The 19,416-nt window shown below is 39.8% G+C and carries 17 protein-coding genes and 1 other annotated feature; of the genes, 1 reads left to right on the forward strand and 16 read right to left on the reverse strand.

Annotated features, from left to right (window positions below; translation table 11 throughout):
- Positions 1 to 130: 130 nt before the first annotated feature.
- On the forward strand, positions 131 to 1,477 hold the full coding sequence (gene gdhA / locus ABKJ27_RS05985) for an NADP-specific glutamate dehydrogenase (RefSeq protein WP_410011509.1): 1,347 nt from the start codon (positions 131 to 133) through the stop codon (positions 1,475 to 1,477).
- A 93-nt stretch (positions 1,478 to 1,570) separates the two neighbouring features.
- On the opposite strand, the gene ABKJ27_RS05990 is transcribed toward gdhA, so the two are convergent.
- The 16 genes from ABKJ27_RS05990 to ABKJ27_RS06065 all read right to left on the reverse strand — a co-directional run bounded on the left by ABKJ27_RS05990 (position 1,571) and on the right by ABKJ27_RS06065 (position 19,327).
- A complete protein-coding gene (locus ABKJ27_RS05990; protein ID WP_261026610.1) occupies positions 1,571 to 2,215 on the reverse strand; it encodes a TetR/AcrR family transcriptional regulator in 645 nt (214 codons plus the stop codon).
- Positions 2,216 to 2,231: 16 nt separating this feature from the next.
- Entirely contained in the window at positions 2,232 to 3,236 is a 1,005-nt protein-coding gene (locus tag ABKJ27_RS05995) for an NADP-dependent oxidoreductase (protein WP_237446960.1), read from the reverse strand.
- Between the two features lie 278 nt (positions 3,237 to 3,514).
- On the reverse strand, positions 3,515 to 3,883 hold the full coding sequence (gene rplL / locus ABKJ27_RS06000; RefSeq protein ID WP_048716072.1) for a 50S ribosomal protein L7/L12: 369 nt from the start codon (positions 3,881 to 3,883) through the stop codon (positions 3,515 to 3,517).
- A 73-nt stretch (positions 3,884 to 3,956) separates the two neighbouring features.
- Complete coding sequence (rplJ, locus tag ABKJ27_RS06005) at positions 3,957 to 4,457, reverse strand: 50S ribosomal protein L10 (RefSeq protein ID WP_001287277.1); 501 nt, start codon at positions 4,455 to 4,457, stop codon at positions 3,957 to 3,959.
- A 38-nt stretch (positions 4,458 to 4,495) separates the two neighbouring features.
- Positions 4,496 to 4,631 (reverse strand) — a sequence feature (ribosomal protein L10 leader region).
- Between the two features lie 76 nt (positions 4,632 to 4,707).
- Positions 4,708 to 5,967, reverse strand: a complete 1,260-nt coding sequence (locus ABKJ27_RS06010) for a TRZ/ATZ family protein (RefSeq protein WP_410011510.1) — start codon at positions 5,965 to 5,967, stop codon at positions 4,708 to 4,710.
- Positions 5,968 to 6,080: 113 nt separating this feature from the next.
- Positions 6,081 to 7,829 (reverse strand): ABC transporter ATP-binding protein, encoded by a 1,749-nt coding sequence (locus ABKJ27_RS06015; protein ID WP_410011511.1) that lies wholly within the window; start codon positions 7,827 to 7,829, stop codon positions 6,081 to 6,083.
- Between the two features lies 1 nt (position 7,830).
- Positions 7,831 to 9,555, reverse strand: a complete 1,725-nt coding sequence (locus ABKJ27_RS06020) for an ABC transporter ATP-binding protein (RefSeq protein ID WP_410011512.1) — start codon at positions 9,553 to 9,555, stop codon at positions 7,831 to 7,833.
- Positions 9,556 to 9,615: 60 nt separating this feature from the next.
- The gene (gene msrB, locus ABKJ27_RS06025) at positions 9,616 to 10,554 is read right to left on the reverse strand and encodes a peptide-methionine (R)-S-oxide reductase MsrB (RefSeq protein WP_410011513.1); all 939 of its coding nucleotides are present in this window, start codon (positions 10,552 to 10,554) and stop codon (positions 9,616 to 9,618) included.
- Positions 10,555 to 10,651: 97 nt separating this feature from the next.
- Entirely contained in the window at positions 10,652 to 11,521 is an 870-nt protein-coding gene (thrB, locus tag ABKJ27_RS06030; RefSeq protein ID WP_410011514.1) for a homoserine kinase, read from the reverse strand.
- A gap of 1 nt (position 11,522) precedes the next feature.
- On the reverse strand, positions 11,523 to 12,809 hold the full coding sequence (locus ABKJ27_RS06035; RefSeq protein ID WP_410011515.1) for a homoserine dehydrogenase: 1,287 nt from the start codon (positions 12,807 to 12,809) through the stop codon (positions 11,523 to 11,525).
- Between the two features lie 151 nt (positions 12,810 to 12,960).
- Positions 12,961 to 13,698: an adaptor protein MecA gene (mecA, locus tag ABKJ27_RS06040; protein ID WP_410011516.1), complete on the reverse strand. Its 738-nt coding sequence runs from the start codon at positions 13,696 to 13,698 to the stop codon at positions 12,961 to 12,963.
- Between the two features lie 190 nt (positions 13,699 to 13,888).
- Positions 13,889 to 14,923: a prephenate dehydratase gene (locus ABKJ27_RS06045; RefSeq protein ID WP_410011517.1), complete on the reverse strand. Its 1,035-nt coding sequence runs from the start codon at positions 14,921 to 14,923 to the stop codon at positions 13,889 to 13,891.
- Positions 14,916 to 16,385 (reverse strand): O-antigen polysaccharide polymerase Wzy family protein, encoded by a 1,470-nt coding sequence (locus ABKJ27_RS06050; RefSeq protein ID WP_410011518.1) that lies wholly within the window; start codon positions 16,383 to 16,385, stop codon positions 14,916 to 14,918. The genes ABKJ27_RS06045 and ABKJ27_RS06050 overlap by 8 nt, the downstream gene beginning before the upstream one ends.
- A 15-nt stretch (positions 16,386 to 16,400) precedes the next feature.
- Complete coding sequence (locus tag ABKJ27_RS06055) at positions 16,401 to 17,387, reverse strand: glycosyltransferase family 2 protein (protein WP_410011519.1); 987 nt, start codon at positions 17,385 to 17,387, stop codon at positions 16,401 to 16,403.
- A 1-nt stretch (position 17,388) separates the two neighbouring features.
- Positions 17,389 to 18,492, reverse strand: coding sequence for a glycosyltransferase (locus ABKJ27_RS06060; protein WP_410011520.1), 1,104 nt, complete (start codon positions 18,490 to 18,492; stop codon positions 17,389 to 17,391).
- Entirely contained in the window at positions 18,482 to 19,327 is an 846-nt protein-coding gene (locus tag ABKJ27_RS06065) for a LicD family protein (protein WP_410011521.1), read from the reverse strand. The genes ABKJ27_RS06060 and ABKJ27_RS06065 overlap by 11 nt, the downstream gene beginning before the upstream one ends.
- Between the last annotated feature and the right edge of the window lie 89 nt (positions 19,328 to 19,416).

Raw genomic sequence — 19,416 nt, forward strand, 5'->3', positions numbered from 1 at the left:
TTCCAATTTCAAACAATCCCAAAAATCAAATTGAAAGAATTTTTAGAAAATTTTTGTTTTTCTCTTTACAGTTAAAAAAAATTCTGCTATAATGACACACATAATTAAATTAGAATTTAAGGAGAACGATATGACATCTGCTAAAGAATATATCCAAAGCGTGTTTGAAACTGTAAAAGCTCGTAACGGGCACGAGGCTGAATTCCTCCAAGCTGTTGAAGAATTTTTCAACACTTTAGAACCTGTATTTGAAAAACACCCTGAGTATATCGAAGAAAATATCTTGGCACGTATTACTGAGCCTGAGCGCGTGATTTCTTTCCGTGTTCCTTGGGTTGACCGTGATGGAAACATTCAAGTAAACCGTGGTTACCGTGTTCAATTCAACTCAGCTGTTGGACCATACAAAGGCGGACTTCGTTTCCACCCAACTGTTAACCAAGGGATTTTGAAATTCCTCGGATTTGAACAAATCTTTAAAAACGTCTTGACTGGACTTCCTATCGGTGGAGGTAAAGGTGGATCAGACTTCGATCCTAAAGGTAAAACAGATGCTGAAGTGATGCGCTTCTGCCAAAGCTTCATGACTGAATTGCAAAAACACATTGGACCATCACTTGACGTACCTGCTGGTGATATCGGTGTTGGTGGACGTGAGATTGGTTACCTTTACGGTCAATACAAGCGTCTTAACCAATTTGATGCTGGTGTCTTGACTGGTAAACCTCTTGGATTTGGTGGTAGCTTGATTCGTCCAGAAGCAACTGGTTACGGTTTGGTTTACTATACTGAAGAAATGCTCAAAGCTAACGGTAACAGCTTTGCTGGTAAGAAAGTGGTTATTTCAGGTTCTGGTAACGTTGCTCAATACGCTCTTCAAAAAGCAACCGAACTTGGTGCAACAGTTATCTCTGTTTCTGACTCAAACGGCTATGTCATCGATGAAAATGGTATCGACTTTGATCTTTTGGTTGATGTTAAAGAAAAACGTCGCGCTCGTTTGACTGAGTATGCTGCTGAGAAAGCAACTGCTACTTATCATGAAGGTTCTGTATGGACTTACGCTGGTAACTATGACATCGCTCTTCCATGTGCGACTCAAAACGAAATCAACGGTGAAGCAGCTAAACGTTTGGTTGCTCAAGGCGTTATGTGTGTATCTGAAGGTGCCAACATGCCAAGCGACCTTGATGCCATCAAAGTCTACAAAGAAAATGGTATCTTCTACGGACCTGCAAAAGCTGCCAACGCTGGTGGTGTAGCTGTTTCAGCTCTTGAAATGAGCCAAAATAGCCTTCGCCTCTCATGGACTCGTGAAGAAGTTGATGGACGTCTCAAAGACATCATGACAAACATCTTTAACACTGCTAAAACAACTTCAGAAACATATGGTCTTGATAAAGACTACCTTGCAGGAGCTAACATTGCTGCCTTTGAAAATGTAGCAAACGCTATGATTGCCCAAGGTATTGTTTAAGAGTTATTTGCTCAATCCTCAATCACTACGATTGGGGATTTTTATGTTGAATTCAAAAAACTCACCATTAACAGTGAGTTTTAACATCTAAATTTATTTTACTTTCATTAGGGCAGATGACAAACATTCAACAATCTCATCAACTGCTTCATCTATGTTTATAGTTCCTTCATCATTCAACATCATGGGAATAAGATAAGAAAAACTCAATGCTAAAATGTATCGAACAATTCTTTCATTTGACCAATTTAGAATAAGTCCTTTTTCTTTAAATTGATTTAAAACCGGACTAATTGGTTCTATTATAGATTGAACAATAATATTTCCTAACTGGATAGAAAGATTTTTATCAATAAAAGAACGCCCCAAGAGAATTTTAACCTGCATTTGATTCTCCTGAATGAAAAAGAGCCTATCTCGAACAATACTTTTTAAAAAGAAGGGAAAAGTTTCTTGATCTACTGTGAATTTTTTTTCTGAGAAATCCGCAATTACTTCTGGAATAACCTGTTCTAGAAAAGTAGATAAAATGGCTTCTAAAATACCTTCCTTTGTTTTAAAGTAACTAAAAACAGTTCCTTCTGACACTCCAGCGCGTTCGGCAATAAGGCTGGACGTTGTATTCTCAAATCCAATTTCTGAGAATAATTTTAAGCTTGATAATAACACTCGACGTTGTTTCAAGCTCAAGTTGCTAACTTCTAACGTCTGAGCATACTTTTGTTCTAAACTTTCCATCGCTAGCACCTCTCTTCTACTCTCTTACTTTTACGACTTTTTTGCCTCGACTGTGTCCCATTTTCAGACTACGATAAGCTTCTCTAACTGACTTTAGAGAAAAGTCATACACTTGATCAATTTTCAGCTGAACCTTCCCGTCTGAGACCATTTCAGCTAAAGTGCTAAAATCATCATATGTGGAATGTCTCGGACCAGTAAACTGAGCACCTTTTATCATAACATAGGGCGAAGGTACTAATGTCCCAATAGCTGTCCCCTTCAAACCTAAACTAAAAGCCAATCTAACATAATCAGATCCATAACAATCCAAAAATTTTGTAATAGGCGTTGGACTAGCTGATAGAAGAGCCTTCTTGATATTCTCTTCGTAACTTACTGGTATGGCACCTAAAGACTTCAGATACTCTGCATTTTTCTTACTTGCGATTCCGATTACTTTCGCCCCCTTAGCAACTGCATACTGTACTGCAATACTTCCAATACCTCCTGCTGCAGCTGAAATAACAACAGTATCTCTTGAATTTAAACCGATTCTTCTAAAAGCCCCACCCACAGTTAGAGCAGCTACTCCCATAGTAGCTGCGTGAGTCATGTCGATCATCTCTGGTTTCAATACAATTTCTGATTCATTGACACAAATTTCTGTTGCTAAAGCTCCCCTCTTAGTTCCCAAACCAGGATCGCTAATCATTGTTCCAAACACCTTATCTCCTACTGAGAACCTAGTTACTTCATTTCCAACTTCTGTAATAACTCCAGAAAAATCTCTCCCCACACCTCTTGGAAATAGAGATGATTTGGATTCAAACCAACGACTTGGTTTCCTTAATTTCGTTATAAAAGATAGAAATCGAAGGGGTTTCGCTCCCTCAAAAGTTTTATAATCAATAGGATTTAAACCAACAGCATGAACTTCTACTCTCACCTGATTTACATCCAAGGCTGTAGAGTCGATCTTCAGCAAATCCAAGACCTCTTCGTTACCGAAACGACTATACTCTATTGCTTCAACAACCATTTTCTTTACTCCTTAATTCCACAAAAATTGAGTGACCACTCATTTTTATAAATTATACTCTTAATTTGTAAGAAAATCAATATTATCGTTTGATTACGATTTATGACATGATACAAATATCCATCATTTCGATTTACCAATATGATTCTTTCAATCTAACTCTCCTCACTTTTAAAGATTCCTTTCCATTTTTGCCCCATGGAATAAAAAAATAAAAACCGCTAGTCCTAAGAATAGCGGTTTAATTATGTTTTTAAGCTACTAATGTAGTCGCTCTATTATTTAAGAGTAACTGAAGCTCCAGCTTCTTCCAATTTAGCTTTAAGTTCTTCAGCTTCTGCAGCTGCAACACCTTCTTTGATGACACCTGGTGCACCATCAACAAGTTCTTTAGCTTCTTTAAGACCAAGACCTGTGATTTCACGTACAACTTTGATAACGCCAACTTTTTTGTCGCCTGCAGATGTCAATTCAACGTCGAATGAATCTTTAGCAGCACCAGCGTCAGCAGCACCAGCTGCAGCAACAGCTACAGGAGCAGCTGCAGTTACACCAAATTCTTCTTCGATAGCTTTTACAAGGTCGTTCAATTCAAGGATTGAAGCTTCTTTAATTTCAGCAATAATGTTTTCAATGTTCAATGCCATTGTTATTTCCTCCAAATAAGTTTTTAAATTTATAATATTTTTTTGTAGCTAGGCTACGCTGCGTAGCTTAAGATTAAGCTGCGTCTTCTTTGTTGTCTGCAACCGCTTTGACTGCAAGAGCAACGTTGCGCACTGGCGCTTGAAGTACAGAAAGGAGCATAGAAAGAAGTCCTTCGCGGTTTGGAAGAGTTGCAAGTGCAAGAATCTCTTCTTTAGATGCGACAGCGCCTTCGATTGCACCACCTTTGATTTCAAGTGCTTCAGCGTTTTTAGAAAAGTCGTTCAAGATTTTCGCTGGTGCGATAACATCTTCGTTAGAAAATGCTACTGCAGATGGTCCAACAAATACAGATGCAAGATCTTCAAGACCAGCTTTTTCAGCTGCACGACGCAAGATTGAGTTTTTAATAACTTTATACTCAACTTCGCTTCCACGAAGCTCACGACGAAGAACTGTATCTTGCTCAACTGTCAAACCACGAGCGTCTACAACGACGATAGATGCAGCAGCTTTCATTTTTTCAGCTACTACGTCAACTAGTTCCGCTTTTTTAGCAATAATTGCTTCACTCATTAGTGTGTTCACCTCCGTTATTATTTTGCTTGGGGAAATTTTTCAAAAGAAAAACGCGCCCAAACCTAGACACGAAAGTACAATACGCTTCTTTTTACATGATACGTTTTGTCCTCGGTAGGAAATTTATGAGTCGAGCTCCCCTACTGTCTTAGGCAGTTTTTTCAAACCGTATATAAGTATAGCATAGTCAAAAAAAGAATGCAAGATTTTTGCAAACTTTTTTTAAACTTTTTTCGTGATTTTTCTTTTAAAGTTCTACTGTTAGGACTTGGCCTTGCTTAACAACCTGTTCTCCAGCGATATAAACATCATCAACGTCACTGGATTTGACAGCATAAATCAGGTGAGAAAGCATTTTTTCTTGGGGTTGGAGATGAATTTTCCCTTGTGGTTGAATAACGAGAAAATCTGCTTGCTTGCCGACTTCTAGACTTCCTATCTGATTTTCCATTCCTAGGACCTTAGCCCCTTCGATTGTCAGAGCCTTGAGGGCTGTTTCGATTGGGAATTGGCTGGCATCCCCACTTTTCATCTTCTGAAGAAGGGCTGCAGTCCGTCCTTCCTCAAACATATCTAGATTATTATTGGAGGCAACCGAATCCGTCGCAATTCCGACTGCTACTCCTGCTTTTTGCAGTTGAATGATAGGAGCAATCCCTGATGCCAGTTTGAGGTTACTAATAGGATTGTGGGCAATAGACACTTGAGAAGTTGCCAAGCGTTCAATTTCTCTCTCGTTTAATTCGACCCCGTGAGCAAAGACAGATGGATGATCTAAGTAACCCAGTTCTTCTAGAAAGGCGAGGGGGCGTTTGCCGTATCGTTTTAGAATAATTCCTGACTCCTCCTTGGTCTCCGCAACATGAATATGGATAGGAATATCCAGCTCTTTTGCCATTTCCAAGCTCTCTTCCAGCAAATCTTTACTACAGCTGTAAGGAGAATGTGGGGCTACCATCACCTTGAAATTTGGATTTTTATATTCTAAGATTTTCTCTATGATGAATCGAGTTCTGCTTATAGTTTCATCAGTTGTCTCTGTCTCCGAAGAAAAGAGGGTAGGTGAGAAATAACAACGCATCTTGGAAGTTTTCACTGCCTGATAAATCCGTTCAATATCCACACCATTGGGATTATACATATCGTTAAAGGTTGTTGTTCCCGACTGGAGCATCTCTATCATAGCTTCTTTAACCGCTCTTGTAGTCATGTCGGGAGTAAATCCTGCTTCTGCTGGCCAGATATAGTCATTAAGCCATTCATGGAGATTGCTATCATCTCGAATTCCTCTCAATCCTGTCATAGCAGAATGGGTGTGACAATTGACCAAACCAGGCATAATCCAGGCCCCCTGATAGTCTATAATCTGCTCAGCTTGCTCTAAAATCTCTGAATTCTCTTGACCGACATAGACGATTTGAGAATCCTTAACTGCTAAGATTCCATTCAGATAAACATGGAAATCTTGATCACAAGTCACGATATTTACATGCTGAAAGACTTTCATTACAGGCTCCTTTTCTAAAAACAATTTAAAGTGAATAATTTTTCTAGCTATTGTAACAAAAAAGTCACCCGAAGGCAACTTTTTTTGTCCATAAGATTTCAAATTAGAAAGGATTATTCAGAACTAAAAGCTGCAGCTTGCTGCATTTGGTAATACTTGCCCTTTCTAGCCATGAGGTCCTGATGGTTCCCGTACTCAACAATGTCACCATCCACCAAGACAAGAATCAAATCTGCATCCTGTATGGTAGACAAGCGGTGGGCAATAATAAAGCTTGTTCGCCCTTTCATGAGTTTGGCAAAGGCATCCTGTACCAGCACTTCTGTCCGTGTATCGATAGAAGAAGTCGCCTCGTCTAAGATGAGAATCTTTGGAATAGCCAGAAAGACTCGGGCAATGGTCAAGAGCTGAGCCTGACCGACAGAGAGAGATTCTCCAGCATTTTCTAGCTTTGTATCATAGCCTTGAGGTAACTGTTGGATGAAAAAGTCTGCATTGGCTGCTTTGGCAGCAGCAATCACCTGCTCCCTACTGGCATCAGGATTTCCAAAGGCAATATTGTCATGAATGGTCCCTTGCTTGAGCCAGGTTTCTTGAAGCACCATTCCAAACTGCTGGCGTAAAGAGGCACGACTATAGTCATAAATGGATCTCCCATCCAGCAAGATATCTCCCGAGTTAACGGGATAAAAACGCATAAGGAGATTGATAAGGGTTGATTTTCCGGCACCTGTAGGACCAACGATTGCCACCTTGCTACCAGCTGGAATATCAATTGATAAATCCTTAATCAAAATCTTTTCAGGATTGTAGCCAAAAGAAACCTGTTTAAAAGAAATTGCTCCTTTAACTTGGTCACTGGTCAAGACTTCCTTACCTGTTTCAGCCACCTCAGGACTTTCTAAGACAGCATAAACACGCTCTGCACAAGCGAGAGCACTTTGCAACTCGGCCAAAACTGAAGAAATATCGTTAAAGGGTTTGGTGTATTGCTGGACATAGTTCAAAAAGGTCACTAAACGCCCGATGGTCAAGGTGGACCCCATCATGATACGATAAGCTCCCACTCCAGCTAGAAGGGCATAAATCAGTGCATTGACGAAACGAGTCGAAGGATTGACCGTTGAAGAATAAAAGATGGCTGACTGAGAATAACCTGCGTAGTGGTCATTAGCCTCTCGCAGCCTTTGGATAAACTCTGATTGAGCATTAAAAGATTGAATAATAGTCTGCTGGCTAAGAGATTCTTCAATCAACTGAGTTTGAATTCCCCTTGTCTCTGTTTGTTTTTGGAAGAGATGATAGGATCTCTTGGCAATAAAGCGCGAGATTACCATAGACAGTGGCGTCAACAGCAAGACTAAGAGGGTCATGAGGAGATGAATTTGGAGCATGGCTAGAATACTAACCAAAATCATCAAGACGCCAATGAAAAATTGGTTAAAAATCATGGTCAAGCCAGCTGCCAACTGTTCTATATCCGTGGTTACACGACTGACCATTTCTCCACTGCCTTGCCGATCTACAAAAGAAATCGGTAAACGATGGAGCTTATGGATGATTCGCTCTCGCAAGTTTCTAGTATAAGAGAAGATTAGGCGATTATAGAGGAGAGGATTGACCCATTGAACGAGAGTATTTCCTATGACCACCAAAATCATCTGAATGAAAATGTGCCAAAAAACTGATGATGAATCGGCCACTAGGACTTGGTCGATGACCTGCCCAATCAAGATAGGTAGGTAGATTGATAAACCAACCTGAGCAATAGTTCCTAGAAAGGCTAAGAAAAGGAGGAAGGGATGGCTTGCTAAATCTTTAGCCAATCGTTTGAGCGTCTGGTTTGCAGTTTGTCGTCTCATACTAGTCCTCCTTTCCATGTTGAGATGCATTGATTTCACGATAGACATGACTGGACTTCATCAAGTCCTCGTGCTTTCCGATAGCTAAAAGCTCACCTTTTTCCAAGAGGAGAATCTGGTCAGCCATCTGTAAAGTCGAGGTTCGTTGAGAAATCAAGATTAAGCTTGTATTTGGTAAGTTCTTTCGGATAGCTTTCAAGAGTTTAGACTCGGTAATGGTGTCAAGGGCCGAGGTCGCATCATCTAGGATGAGAAATGGAGCTTGGCGCAAGACTGCTCGAGCGATCGACAGTCTTTGTTTTTGTCCTCCTGAGAAATTTCTCCCTCCTGCCTCAACTAGGGCATCCAAGAACCCTTCCTTTTCACTGACAAAATCCTTAGCTTGCGCAATCTCCAAGGCCTGCCAGAGTTCTTGGTCAGTTACTTCTTGGTGTAAACCTAGAGTCAAGTTGGAACGAATGCTTCCCTTAAAGAGTTCGACTTTTTGGGGCACATAGGCAATCCAGGACCGCCACTGCTCTAAATTACGAGGACTAGATTCATCTCGATAAAGGTCAATGCTCCCCTTGTCTACTGGATAAAGACCAAGTAAGACTTGCGCCAAGCTTGATTTACCAGAACCCGTTCCCCCAATGATACCAAGGATTTGCCCTTGCTTCATATCAAAGGAAATGTCTCTCAGAGAAGGCTGAGCCGCATCAGGATAGGTAAAGGTTAGTTCTTGAACTTGTAAAACCTGATCACTGGTAGCTTGCTTTTGTTCTAATTCTGAATGAATATCTTCTGGAGCTTCGGCAAAGACTTCCTCAATTCGCTTAGCTGAGATATAGGACTGGTTGAGAGAATTTATCAGCATAGCTAACTTGACCAATTCTACCAAGATCTGTAAGAGATAGTTGATGAGGGCAATGAGGGCACCCTGACTAAGTAGACCTCCTTGAATAGAAATATATCCCTGCCAGATAATGACGAGGAGAGTTCCATTGACAATGAGATAGGTCAGAGGGGTTAATAAACTAGACCAGAAACCTGTTTTTTCTTGTAATCTAGCATAGACTTGGTTAAGGGTTTGAAAAATCTGTAACTCTCGTTTTTCTTGCCCAAAAGCACGAATAACTCGCATCCCTTGTAATTGCTGGCGCGTTTCTTGAACCAATTGGTCCGTTTTCATTCTGAGACTGCTGTAGAGAGGATTGACCAGTCGAGAGAGGCCTACAATGATAATGGTCAAAATGACAACCATGACTAAAAACCAGAGAGTCAACTCAGTTGAGATGCGATAGGCCATAAAGATGGCCCCAAAAACGATAATAGGTGCTCGCAAAAAGAGACGCAGGAATTGATTGATACCAGTCTGAATCTGGTAGGTGTCCGAAGTCAAGCGAGTCACCAAGCTCGAAGTTGTCAAACGGTCTCTGCTGTCCTTAGGCAATGAAAGAATATGACGATAGAGGTCGTCTGTCAGTTCTTTGGCAAATCCTACCGCTGCCTTGGCTGAGTAAAACTGAGCTATCAAGGCCACTACAACGCCAATCACTGCAAAGATAAGGAGTAGACCAATCTGCATCCAAAGATGTCCTTGATTTCTCTGAGGCAAGGATTGGTCAACAATCCCAGCAATCACCATGGGAACCAAGAGCTCAAAAACAGCTTCTAACAGCTTGAACAAGGGGGCTAAAATTGATTCCTTGATGTAGGGTTTGAAGTAAGATAATAGGTGTTTCATAAATCCCTTCTATTCGTATTCTAGAAATAAAGAAAGTGGGAAGCGCCCACCATCTCTGTTTTATTTGTTTAAGTAAGGCAATAAATAGCCATATCCTGCCTCTTCCATTTCATCCTTGGCCACAAAGCGTAAAGATGCAGAATTGATACAGTAACGGAGACCACCTAACTCCCGAGGCCCATCTGTGAAAACATGCCCCAAGTGAGCATTACCTGACCGAGAACGAACCTCGATACGTTCCATTCCATGGCTCATGTCCTTGTAATAATGAATCAATTCCTTGGAAATCGGACGGCTAAAACTTGGCCAACCACATCCTGAAGCAAACTTATCCTTGGCAAAAAAGAGTGGCTCACCCGTCGTGATGTCTACATAAATCCCTTCTTCAAAGGTTTGGTCATAGGCATTGCTAAATGGAGCCTCTGTAGCAGCTTCTTGGGTGACACGATAGGACTCTTCTGATAAACTGTCCTTCAACATTTCTTGACTAGGTTTTTCATAGTTTGCTGCATCAATCAATGGCTTATCAGCATCGGTCACATCGATATGACAATAACCAGAAGGATTCTTCTTAAGATAGTCTTGGTGGTAGTCTTCAGCCAGAATGTAATGACGTAGTTTCTCCACCTCTACTGCAATCTTTCGACCCAGCATACGTTCCTGCTCCTGCACCACAGTGTAGATAGCTGGCAAGTCTGCTTCATATTGGTAATAGATCCCAGTTCGATATTGGCGACCACGGTCATTCCCTTGTTGATTGATGGATAAGGGATCGATGACTCGGGAATAATAGAGCAAAATTTCTCTGAGTGACACTGCCTTCTCATCGTAAATCACTTGGACCGTTTCTGCATGGTCTGTTTCCTTGAGCAATTGGTAATTGGTCGTTTCGACTTGACCATTAGCGTAGCCAACACTGGTTGCTAGCACTCCAGAAATACGTGAAAAATACTCCTCTAAGCCCCAAAAACAACCACCTGCTAGATAAATTTCTGCCATCTTTATTTCTCCTTTATCAAGTTTTTAACTCGAATTCTTTTCAAAAAAAGGATAGGAAGCCCTCTGGTCGAGAGTTTCCCCATCCTATCTTTATTCTTTATTTTGCTTGGACACGGACACCTTGGGTATCAACCTTCAAGTCATGCAGTTTGCCTTTGAAGGGTTGCTTTTCCAATTCGGCCTTAATCGTTGGCATCTTGTCATGAGAAGCCAATACCATAACTGTCGGCCCGGCACCAGATAGATAGGTTGCATAGGCACCATTCTCCTTGGCTACTTGCTTAATCGTCGCAAATTCTCTCACCAAGTCCTGACGATAGCGTTCATGGAAGAGGTCTCCCTCGATTGCTTGACCAGCTGTCACCATGTCTCCTGTCAACAAGGCAGCAACAGCCACATTGGCGATAGAACTGGCCGCAACAGCTTCCTTGTAAGACAATTTCTTAGGCAAGACACCACGGCTGTCTCGAGTGCGCAATTCATAGTTTGGAATATAGGCTAGGAAATCACACTCTGGGAAGTCTGCTACGATAGCTGAAACTTGCCCATCAACAGAGCTTGCAATAACGAGATTACCATAAATGGCTGGAGCCACATTATCAGGATGTCCTTCAATCTTGGTCGCCAACTGCAATTTTTCATTGTCAGACAAGTTAAGCTGACCCAATTGGTTGGCTAGTTCAATCCCAGCAACGATAACCGAACTAGAAGAACCCAAACCACGCGCCAAGGGAACATTACTGGTCATTTTCAAACGTCTTGGTTGCAAGTCTGGTACAATTTGCAAAGCGATTTTGAGCAAGAGATTACGCTCGTCATGTGGAATCCATTTGCCAATCTGGTGTTCAATCAACCACTCTTCTCGTTCTTCGCAGACCTCGATTTGAAGATACTTGGTTACAGCCACACCAACCGAATCAAAACCTGGTCCAATATTGGCACTGGTTGCAGGTACAATAATTTTCATCTTATTCTCCTAGCACTTTGAAGGTATTCAAGAGGTCAAATTCTGAAACCTTCTTCAATTCAGCTGAGACATTTTCAAGCTGGGCTTTATTAATCCTGTGTGTGATGATCACAACACGCGCCTTGTCACCCTCTTTGCCATCTTGAAGAATTTGCTTGAAGGAAATATCTTGGGCATTGAAGATTTCAGCAAGTTTCAAGACCTGACCTTTTGAGTCTGGAGCCAAGATTGAGAAGTAGTAATTAGCTTTGACATCCTCTGGATTAGCCAAGACCAAGTCACGACTGTATTCGTTGAAGTCTTTGCCAATGGTTCCATCATTCAAGCGACGAACAATACGGACAATATCCGCCACAACACTTGTTGCAGTTGGTTTTTGACCCGCACCTGGTCCGTAGTACATAGACTCACCGATACCGATAGATTCCACAAAGACAGCGTTCATTACACCATTAACACTAGCAAGTGGGTGCGCTTTAGGAAGGAAGGTTGGTGTTACTTCTGCAGCAATACCTGAAGGAGTTTCCTCGATAGAACCAACCAATTTCACTACATAACCAAGGTCTTGGGCTACAGCCACATCTTCTGGTGTGATATTGCGAATCCCCTTGTGGGCTACATCATCAAAAGCAACCTTCATACCAAAGGCAAATTGGCTCAAAATAACCATCTTGTAGGCTGCATCAATCCCATCTACGTCATTTGTCGGATCGCTTTCTGCAAATCCTAGACGTTGCGCTTCCGCAAGAGCATCATCATAAGACCAGCCTTCTTCCACCATCTTGGTCATCATGAAGTTAGAAGTTCCGTTGACTACTCCAAGCACGCGCGTGATTTTATCAGACGCTAATGAATTTGCTAAAGTACGAAGAATTGGAATACCACCAGCTACTGCTGCTTCGTAATAAAGTGCTACCTTATTAGCTTTAGCGATTTCTAACAATTCTGCTCCATGGACAGCCAAAAGGTCCTTGTTAGCAGTAACAACGTGTTTCCCAGCTTCCAAGGCACGAGTGATAAAGGTCTTAGCAGGTTCGATACGACCCATTAATTCCACTACTATCGTAATGTCTTGGTCTGACAAAATGTCATCCACATTGGTTACAAAGTTAAAGTCATTTCCTGCAGCAAGCAAGCGGTTCTTTTCATCTTCATCCTTGACCAATACCTTAACAACTTCAATATCTGAATGTGCTGATTGATTGATTTTTTCTCCATTTTCCTTTAGGAGGAAAGGCACACCACTTGCAACGGTACCAAATCCTAGTAAAGCAATTTTAACTGTCATGTTTATCTCCTCGAAATTTTCTAATATAGCCATTATAACAGAATTTTGTGAAAATTCCTATTATAGTAAATCACTATTTCAGTCTAAAAAAGAAAAAACGAATCAGATGATTCGCTCTTCTTAAAATCTGGAAATAGCTTTCCAGAAAGGATTATCCAATCTTTTGCAGATTGAGCACTGCGTCGTGATTCATCAAGACTTGACCATACTCCTGCAAGACTGAGCGACTGATATCACTATCGTCTGCAAACTCGCGCATACGAGCCAACAACCAAGCTGGATATGGACTTGGATGATTTTCAATATCCACTAAAATGGTCAAATAATAGCGCTCATTCATCTTGTAGAGTTCAGAAGTTTCCATCTCAAAAGTCACTGTCTTGGCAAAAGCCACCAAGTCAGCCAATTTTGTAAAAGAAAGGATGTAATAGATGTACGGCTCTTTCTTGCTTTCAACTTCTTGTTCAGCCTGCTCCTGCTCTTCTTCCTTGGCTTCAACTTGCTCTAGAGATTGAATCGCTTCGATATCATCCTTGGTTTTATCTGCGATGCTTTTTTCCAAGGTTTTGATAAATTCATCTGGCGACATTTGAGCCAATTCTTCCATATCTGGTAAATCCGATAAATCTTCAAAATCTAGATTTTGGTCAATCTTTGATTTAGTTACAAAAACATCGACCTTATCCGGTTTTGGAGTCACACGGAAGCTCAACATACCTGTATCCAAAAAGCTTTCAGGCATCTCTAACTCATCTAAGATAGCATAAAAGAACTCTTCTGTTTTTTCTTGAGGAACGAGAAAGTCAGCAATCTCCATGCCACGATCCATCAAATCCTCTAAAGACATCGTGATTTTCAAAGTTGTATCACTAATTTGTTTCATTTTCATTGCTAGTAACCTCATACTTTCAGTTCTATCTATTATACTAGATTTTTACGATTTTATCAAAAGAAGGCTCCTCTATCAGGCTAGAATTTCCCTAGGGTCTTTCTGTAACGGAAATCTTTGCTGACAAATAGAAAAAGCCTTCAAAATCAAACTTCTCGTCTGACTTTGAAGACCTGATACATTAGAATTCTTATAATTTAAAGGTTGCTACACCCAGGATAGAACGATTTAAGTTTCGAAGGATTTGAAGACTTTGCTCAAATTTCTTATAACGAGTCACTCCGTATTCTTCAACAAGAAGGACTGTATCTCTTTCCAAAAGAGATGGTACATCTTGTAAATCTACAAAATGCATTCCTTTTAAAGCTTCTTGATTTTGTTTTAATTTATCTAGAATAGCTTTATTTGAGCTAACAATAGTCAATTCTTGTCCAGCATTTTTGTATGATAGAATATCTGCTAGATTAGCGATTGTTGTAATCTCTGTTACAAAATCAATTTGATACTGAGAAAAATCACCTGCTCTATTGATTGTTGGATTAAAGAGATAAACCAATACATTTCCCATCACAACCAAAATCACACAAACTACTCCAATAACAGCTAGACGAAGAATCAGATTCTTGACGTTTAATCCAAGCGCTGTCTCACCATTTGCATTCAATTCTTTAGAGTTGATGGTTTCCAATTTTTCAATTTTCACATTTGCATAAGTGTGTTTAAATTTCTCAATCAATCCATCAATTTTTTTCTCTAACAAGTCGTTGGCATCTTTACTTGGTGTCAAAATTTTCACACCAACCCCTGCATCGTCAATCATATAGTAGACGGTCAATTTTTTCCACCAATAGTCACTTGTAGAATTTTTCAAGGTTGTCTCTGTCGTATCCAATTCACTGGCAATTTTTTTCAACTCACTAGGCTCTACATCATTGAAAAGATAAGCTCCATTCAAATTACCATCAATCAATTTCCCGTAGAAATCACTATAACCACCAATTTGATGATTCAAAATCGTTTTAGCTGAATCTTCTGGAGGGGTGATTTTATAGCTGATATAAGTTGAATAACTTGTTGTGTCTTTGACAGTATTTTTATTCTTAACTGCTTTAATTGTAAATGGTACAGCAATGAGAGCAAATAAAGCGATGAGAGCTAGAATATTTGCTTTTCGTTTTTTGTATAGATTTGCAAACAAATCAGCTACTGAATAATGTTCAAACATGATTTTTTTCTCCTTTGTTTAGTAGATACTGGTTCTCTTTTGTAAGCATTTTCGCTACGAATATAATCACAAGAACAATTCCCCAGAATTGCATTGTAAATAAATTGAAGAAACTTTCTGAAAAGCTACTTCTTGGCATAAAGAATAGATTATTCAAGATGAGTAAAGACAAGGCAAACAGGATTGTTCTTGAGCGATAGGCTACTTGCAGCATGGCTATGAATAACATACCTAGTAAGAGACTAAGTAGAAAGACTCCTATCATACCATAGTCGGTATACAACTCCATAATATAGCTACTTCCGATACCATGTCCTTTCAAGTATTCCTTGTTCAAGACAAGATAGGATAGATTATGGGCATAACTATTACTATCAATAGCTAGTTCCACACTATTGGTTGTATGTTCAAAGGCTTTTCCTCCGAAAATGGCTCCCAAACTCCCCCTTGCAAAATAATCAATAACAGGCCCAAAAGTAAAATTGCGGAAATCTCGGTAAGGGAGGCTACTGTTAAATAGAAAACCTCGAGCTAAAACACCAAAACTGGTTCCTTGTTTATAGATAAAGTCAAGCAGGATATCCCAGAAACCTGTATGGGAAACTTGGACATTATCCCGTACATAATTGAGTATTCCCATCGCTAACATGAGAATAGGAGAACCTACAAAAATCGCTAACTTTTCTTTAAATCCAATCCATTTTCCCTGTTCAGTTTGCTCCCGCATAAAGTAATAAACAAAAGCAAATAGAATACTTAAAATAAAGGGATTGCGTGTCCCGATTGCCAAATGAATGGTATTAGCTGCAATAAAGGAGACAAGCACTGCTGTTGCCTGCAATTTCTTTGGCTTAGTTGCCAGATACATACACATTGCATAGACCGTAAATGTTGATAAGATATAGGTAAAATAAGGCAGTTTACTTTCAAAGTTTGCATAGTAGGCATAGTAGGAAGTCTGCAAGCGATACAGGAGCCGTTCAAATAACCGAATGAAATAGAAAGGATAGGTTAGAAGAAAAACTCCTAGCGATACAAAGCGCAACCGCTTGATATAAACCTCTTTTAGAGAACTTCCTATCTTGGGTACTTTAATTTGCTTCCTAGCTATAAAATAACGAGCCAGGATGCCTCCTGTCGTCAAGCCCAGAATCGAAACCATGACAACTATAAAGGCAAAACGATAGGCTATGGGATGATAGGTATCCAAAGCACCATCTCTAAAATAATCAATGGTTGGCCTTGATACCAAAAAGACAAAAATGGTTAAAAAGAAAATAAAATGAATGATATAATACTTGATATCGTTCCAACAAGCAATTAAGCTACTAACCAGTAAGAACAATAAAGTAGAAAGCAAGCTAACATTGTTATTATTAAACAGGTACACAATTCCACTTACTAGCGTCAAGGCGTAGCTGACTATGGTCAAACTAAATAATAATCGTTTCCCATCAATCACTTGCTCACCCCCGTTCTAATGTAATTTTTTAGATTTTTCAATATTTTTTAGTAATAAGAATCGGTATAAGGAAATATTTATGAATAGAGCCAAAGCACTAATTCTTCTCCCCTTACGGAAAATTGGATTCCTAGCAATAGTAAAGGCATGGCCTTTTAAAAAATGATGAATCTGAGAATAGGCTTCAAATTGTTTATACTGATCATCTAGTAACATCTTATCTAGAATAAAGAAATGGGCATAGGCCAATCTGAAAAAAGCAACCTCTTTCAAGTCAGGATAGTTTTTCACAACTTCATTGTAAAACCTTTGGTAGATATCAATATAGGCTAAATCCTTCTCTGCATAGGGTTTAGTCGTAATACTATCCCCTCTATGGAAATAGTAATAATAGGGTTTGGTATTAACAACGTACTTCTTAGCCAATTTGATTAAATCAAAATGATAATAAGCATCTTCGTAAATCAATCCCTTTGGAAAGGATAGGGTAGTTGCAATCTGTCTCTTGATTAGCTTATTGCAAATCGTTCCAGGGATTTTTTCACCTATGAGGTATTCCCTTAAAAATGTTTGAGAATCACAGACAAAATAGTCATCCTGATTGGCTGATTGTGGACTTTCATCATTAGCATAGACATTCATGACACCACAGCTAGAAACATCCGCATCTTCTTGAATTATTTGCTCATATAAGCTCTGAATCATTTCTGGATGGATATAATCATCTGAATCAATAAAAATCAGATAATCCCCGTGAGCCTGCTTCATTCCATCATTTCGTGCTTGTGACAATCCTTCATTCTTTTTATGAAGTACTGACACCCTGTCGTCTTGTTCAGCGATTGAATCACACAAGCGACCACTCTCATCTGTTGCACCATCATCAACAAGAATAATTTCCAGATTCTGATAGGTCTGCTTCTGAATTGAAGCTATCGATTTTTCTAGGTACTGCGCCACATTATAGACTGGCACAATCACACTGATTAATGCAGTTTCCATGCTACTCCTCTAATAGTTTTTCTACTTGTTCGATTTGTTTGGCAATTGTAAATTGTTGAATGAATTGGCTAGCCTCATTGACATCGAAGTTTGAGGCAGAAGTCATGTAGTCAATAATTGCCTGAGCCGCCTCTTGATTGCTCTCAATGATTTGTCCAAATTGTCCTTCTTGAGATAACTCCTCAGCCCCTCCGACATCCGTAGAGACAAAAGGAAGTCCTAGACTCAAGGCCTCTACATACACTCCAGGAAAGCCTTCTTGTTTAGACATAGACAAGAGAACTTTCGTCTGAGATAAATACTGATATGGATTTTTTTGATAACCAAGGAAATGTACATAGTCTTCAAGCTCATATTCTTTGACGCGTTTTTTCAGTTCCTCTTCCATATCACCAGCCCCGATAAAATAGAGATGATAGTTTTTTCCTTCTTGGTGTAATAATCGTATCACTTCCACCACGCGGTCAGAACCCTTATTTTCCTCAATCCGTCCGATAGTACAGATACTTTGAGGCGCAATCTCGATATTTATCTTCTCTTGAGATTTTTCTAGAATACTCTGAAAATCATATCCATTGTAGACCGTCTGTAATTTCGAAGCATAGTCTGGATAGACTTCCTTGATAGAATTGCTTGTCTTTTTTGAAATTCCTACAATGGTATCCGCAGCATCCAACTGGCGTCTATGTGATTCTCTCTTGGAGCTATCCTTAAGAAATTCTTCGATACTTCCATGAATCCAAGAGATTTTCTTGACTTCTTTTCTTTTAGAAAACAAAAATGGAGGATTCATAATGGTAAAAGAAACTTCAACGTCATAGTCATCTTTTACAAGCAAGCGACGAGTCAGTCTTGGAAAATAAATTCTCATCCTCCACAAAAGAGCTCGTAGCCATCTGGCTTGGCGATAATCTTGAAAGGATTTTAAAATGCCTACATGCTTGGGCACAGATTCGTATCCCTTATCAAAATGCTCCATTTCAAGAATATCAATATCATACTTTTCTGGATCCAGATTTGAAACAATTGTCGACAGAATCTTTTCTGCACCGCCTCCGAGAGAAAAAGACCACATAAAAAATAAGATTTTTTTCTTAGCCACCATATTCTCCCTTATATTCTGTATAAGACTTATCCATATCAGCGACGACAGCATCATGATGTGGTAGCTGCTTATCTGCTGGTGGAGGCGTCATATAATCCCCAAAAGCAGTGCTGAGATAGGCATCGTAGCCAACTGGAATAGGCATCTCTGTCCCTTCAAATGGCAAGAAGAGATTATCTTCAAAAGATTCAATTAGGTACTTGTTTCTCATGTAACCAGGACCCGAGCATAATTCCGTGATTCCATCGCTCTCAGCTAGACTGTACTTGGTCATTTCTTTCTCAGCTTTTTTCCAAATGCGATAACGGATAGATTTTGGAGTCACACCCAGTAAAATACGGCTTCCCCATTTCATAAGTGCACCATGCTTTTCTGGAATAGTTTGGGCACAAAACAGAGAATAAATCAAGGCCCAGCGAACCTGCTTTTTCCGATCAGCTGGATTTTTAGGATAATAATCCAAAGGTAAAACATCCAAGGCCAGACCATGTGGCAAATCCAAATCCTGCTGATAAGGTTTGATACAGGTGGTTTCCTTGTCGCGAATGGTAATAAAAAGATTGCGGTCGACAAAATCCTTGTCACTCTTTGACAGGAAATAACGCTCATCTGCATAACGAGGCCATAATTCTGCCAATTTCTCATAATCCTTACGAGGCATAAAAAAGTCTAGGTCGTCGTCCCAAGGAATGAAACCCTTGTTTCGAAGGGCACCAATAGCACCTCCACCACAAAGATAACAAAGCAAATCATGTTCCTTGCAAAAAGCCACAAAATATTCAGCCATCTCCAGACTTCGAGCCTGAATTGCTTTTAAATCAGTCATATTGTTCATTATTCTTTCTATCGTATCGTTCCATTATACCACAAATAAGGGATGAAAATCTATTGCAGACTGTAAAAAATCAAAGCCTGACTGCTAGA

It is taken from the genome of Streptococcus sp. KHUD_011 (genome assembly GCF_046352925.1).
GTDB lineage: Bacteria > Bacillota > Bacilli > Lactobacillales > Streptococcaceae > Streptococcus.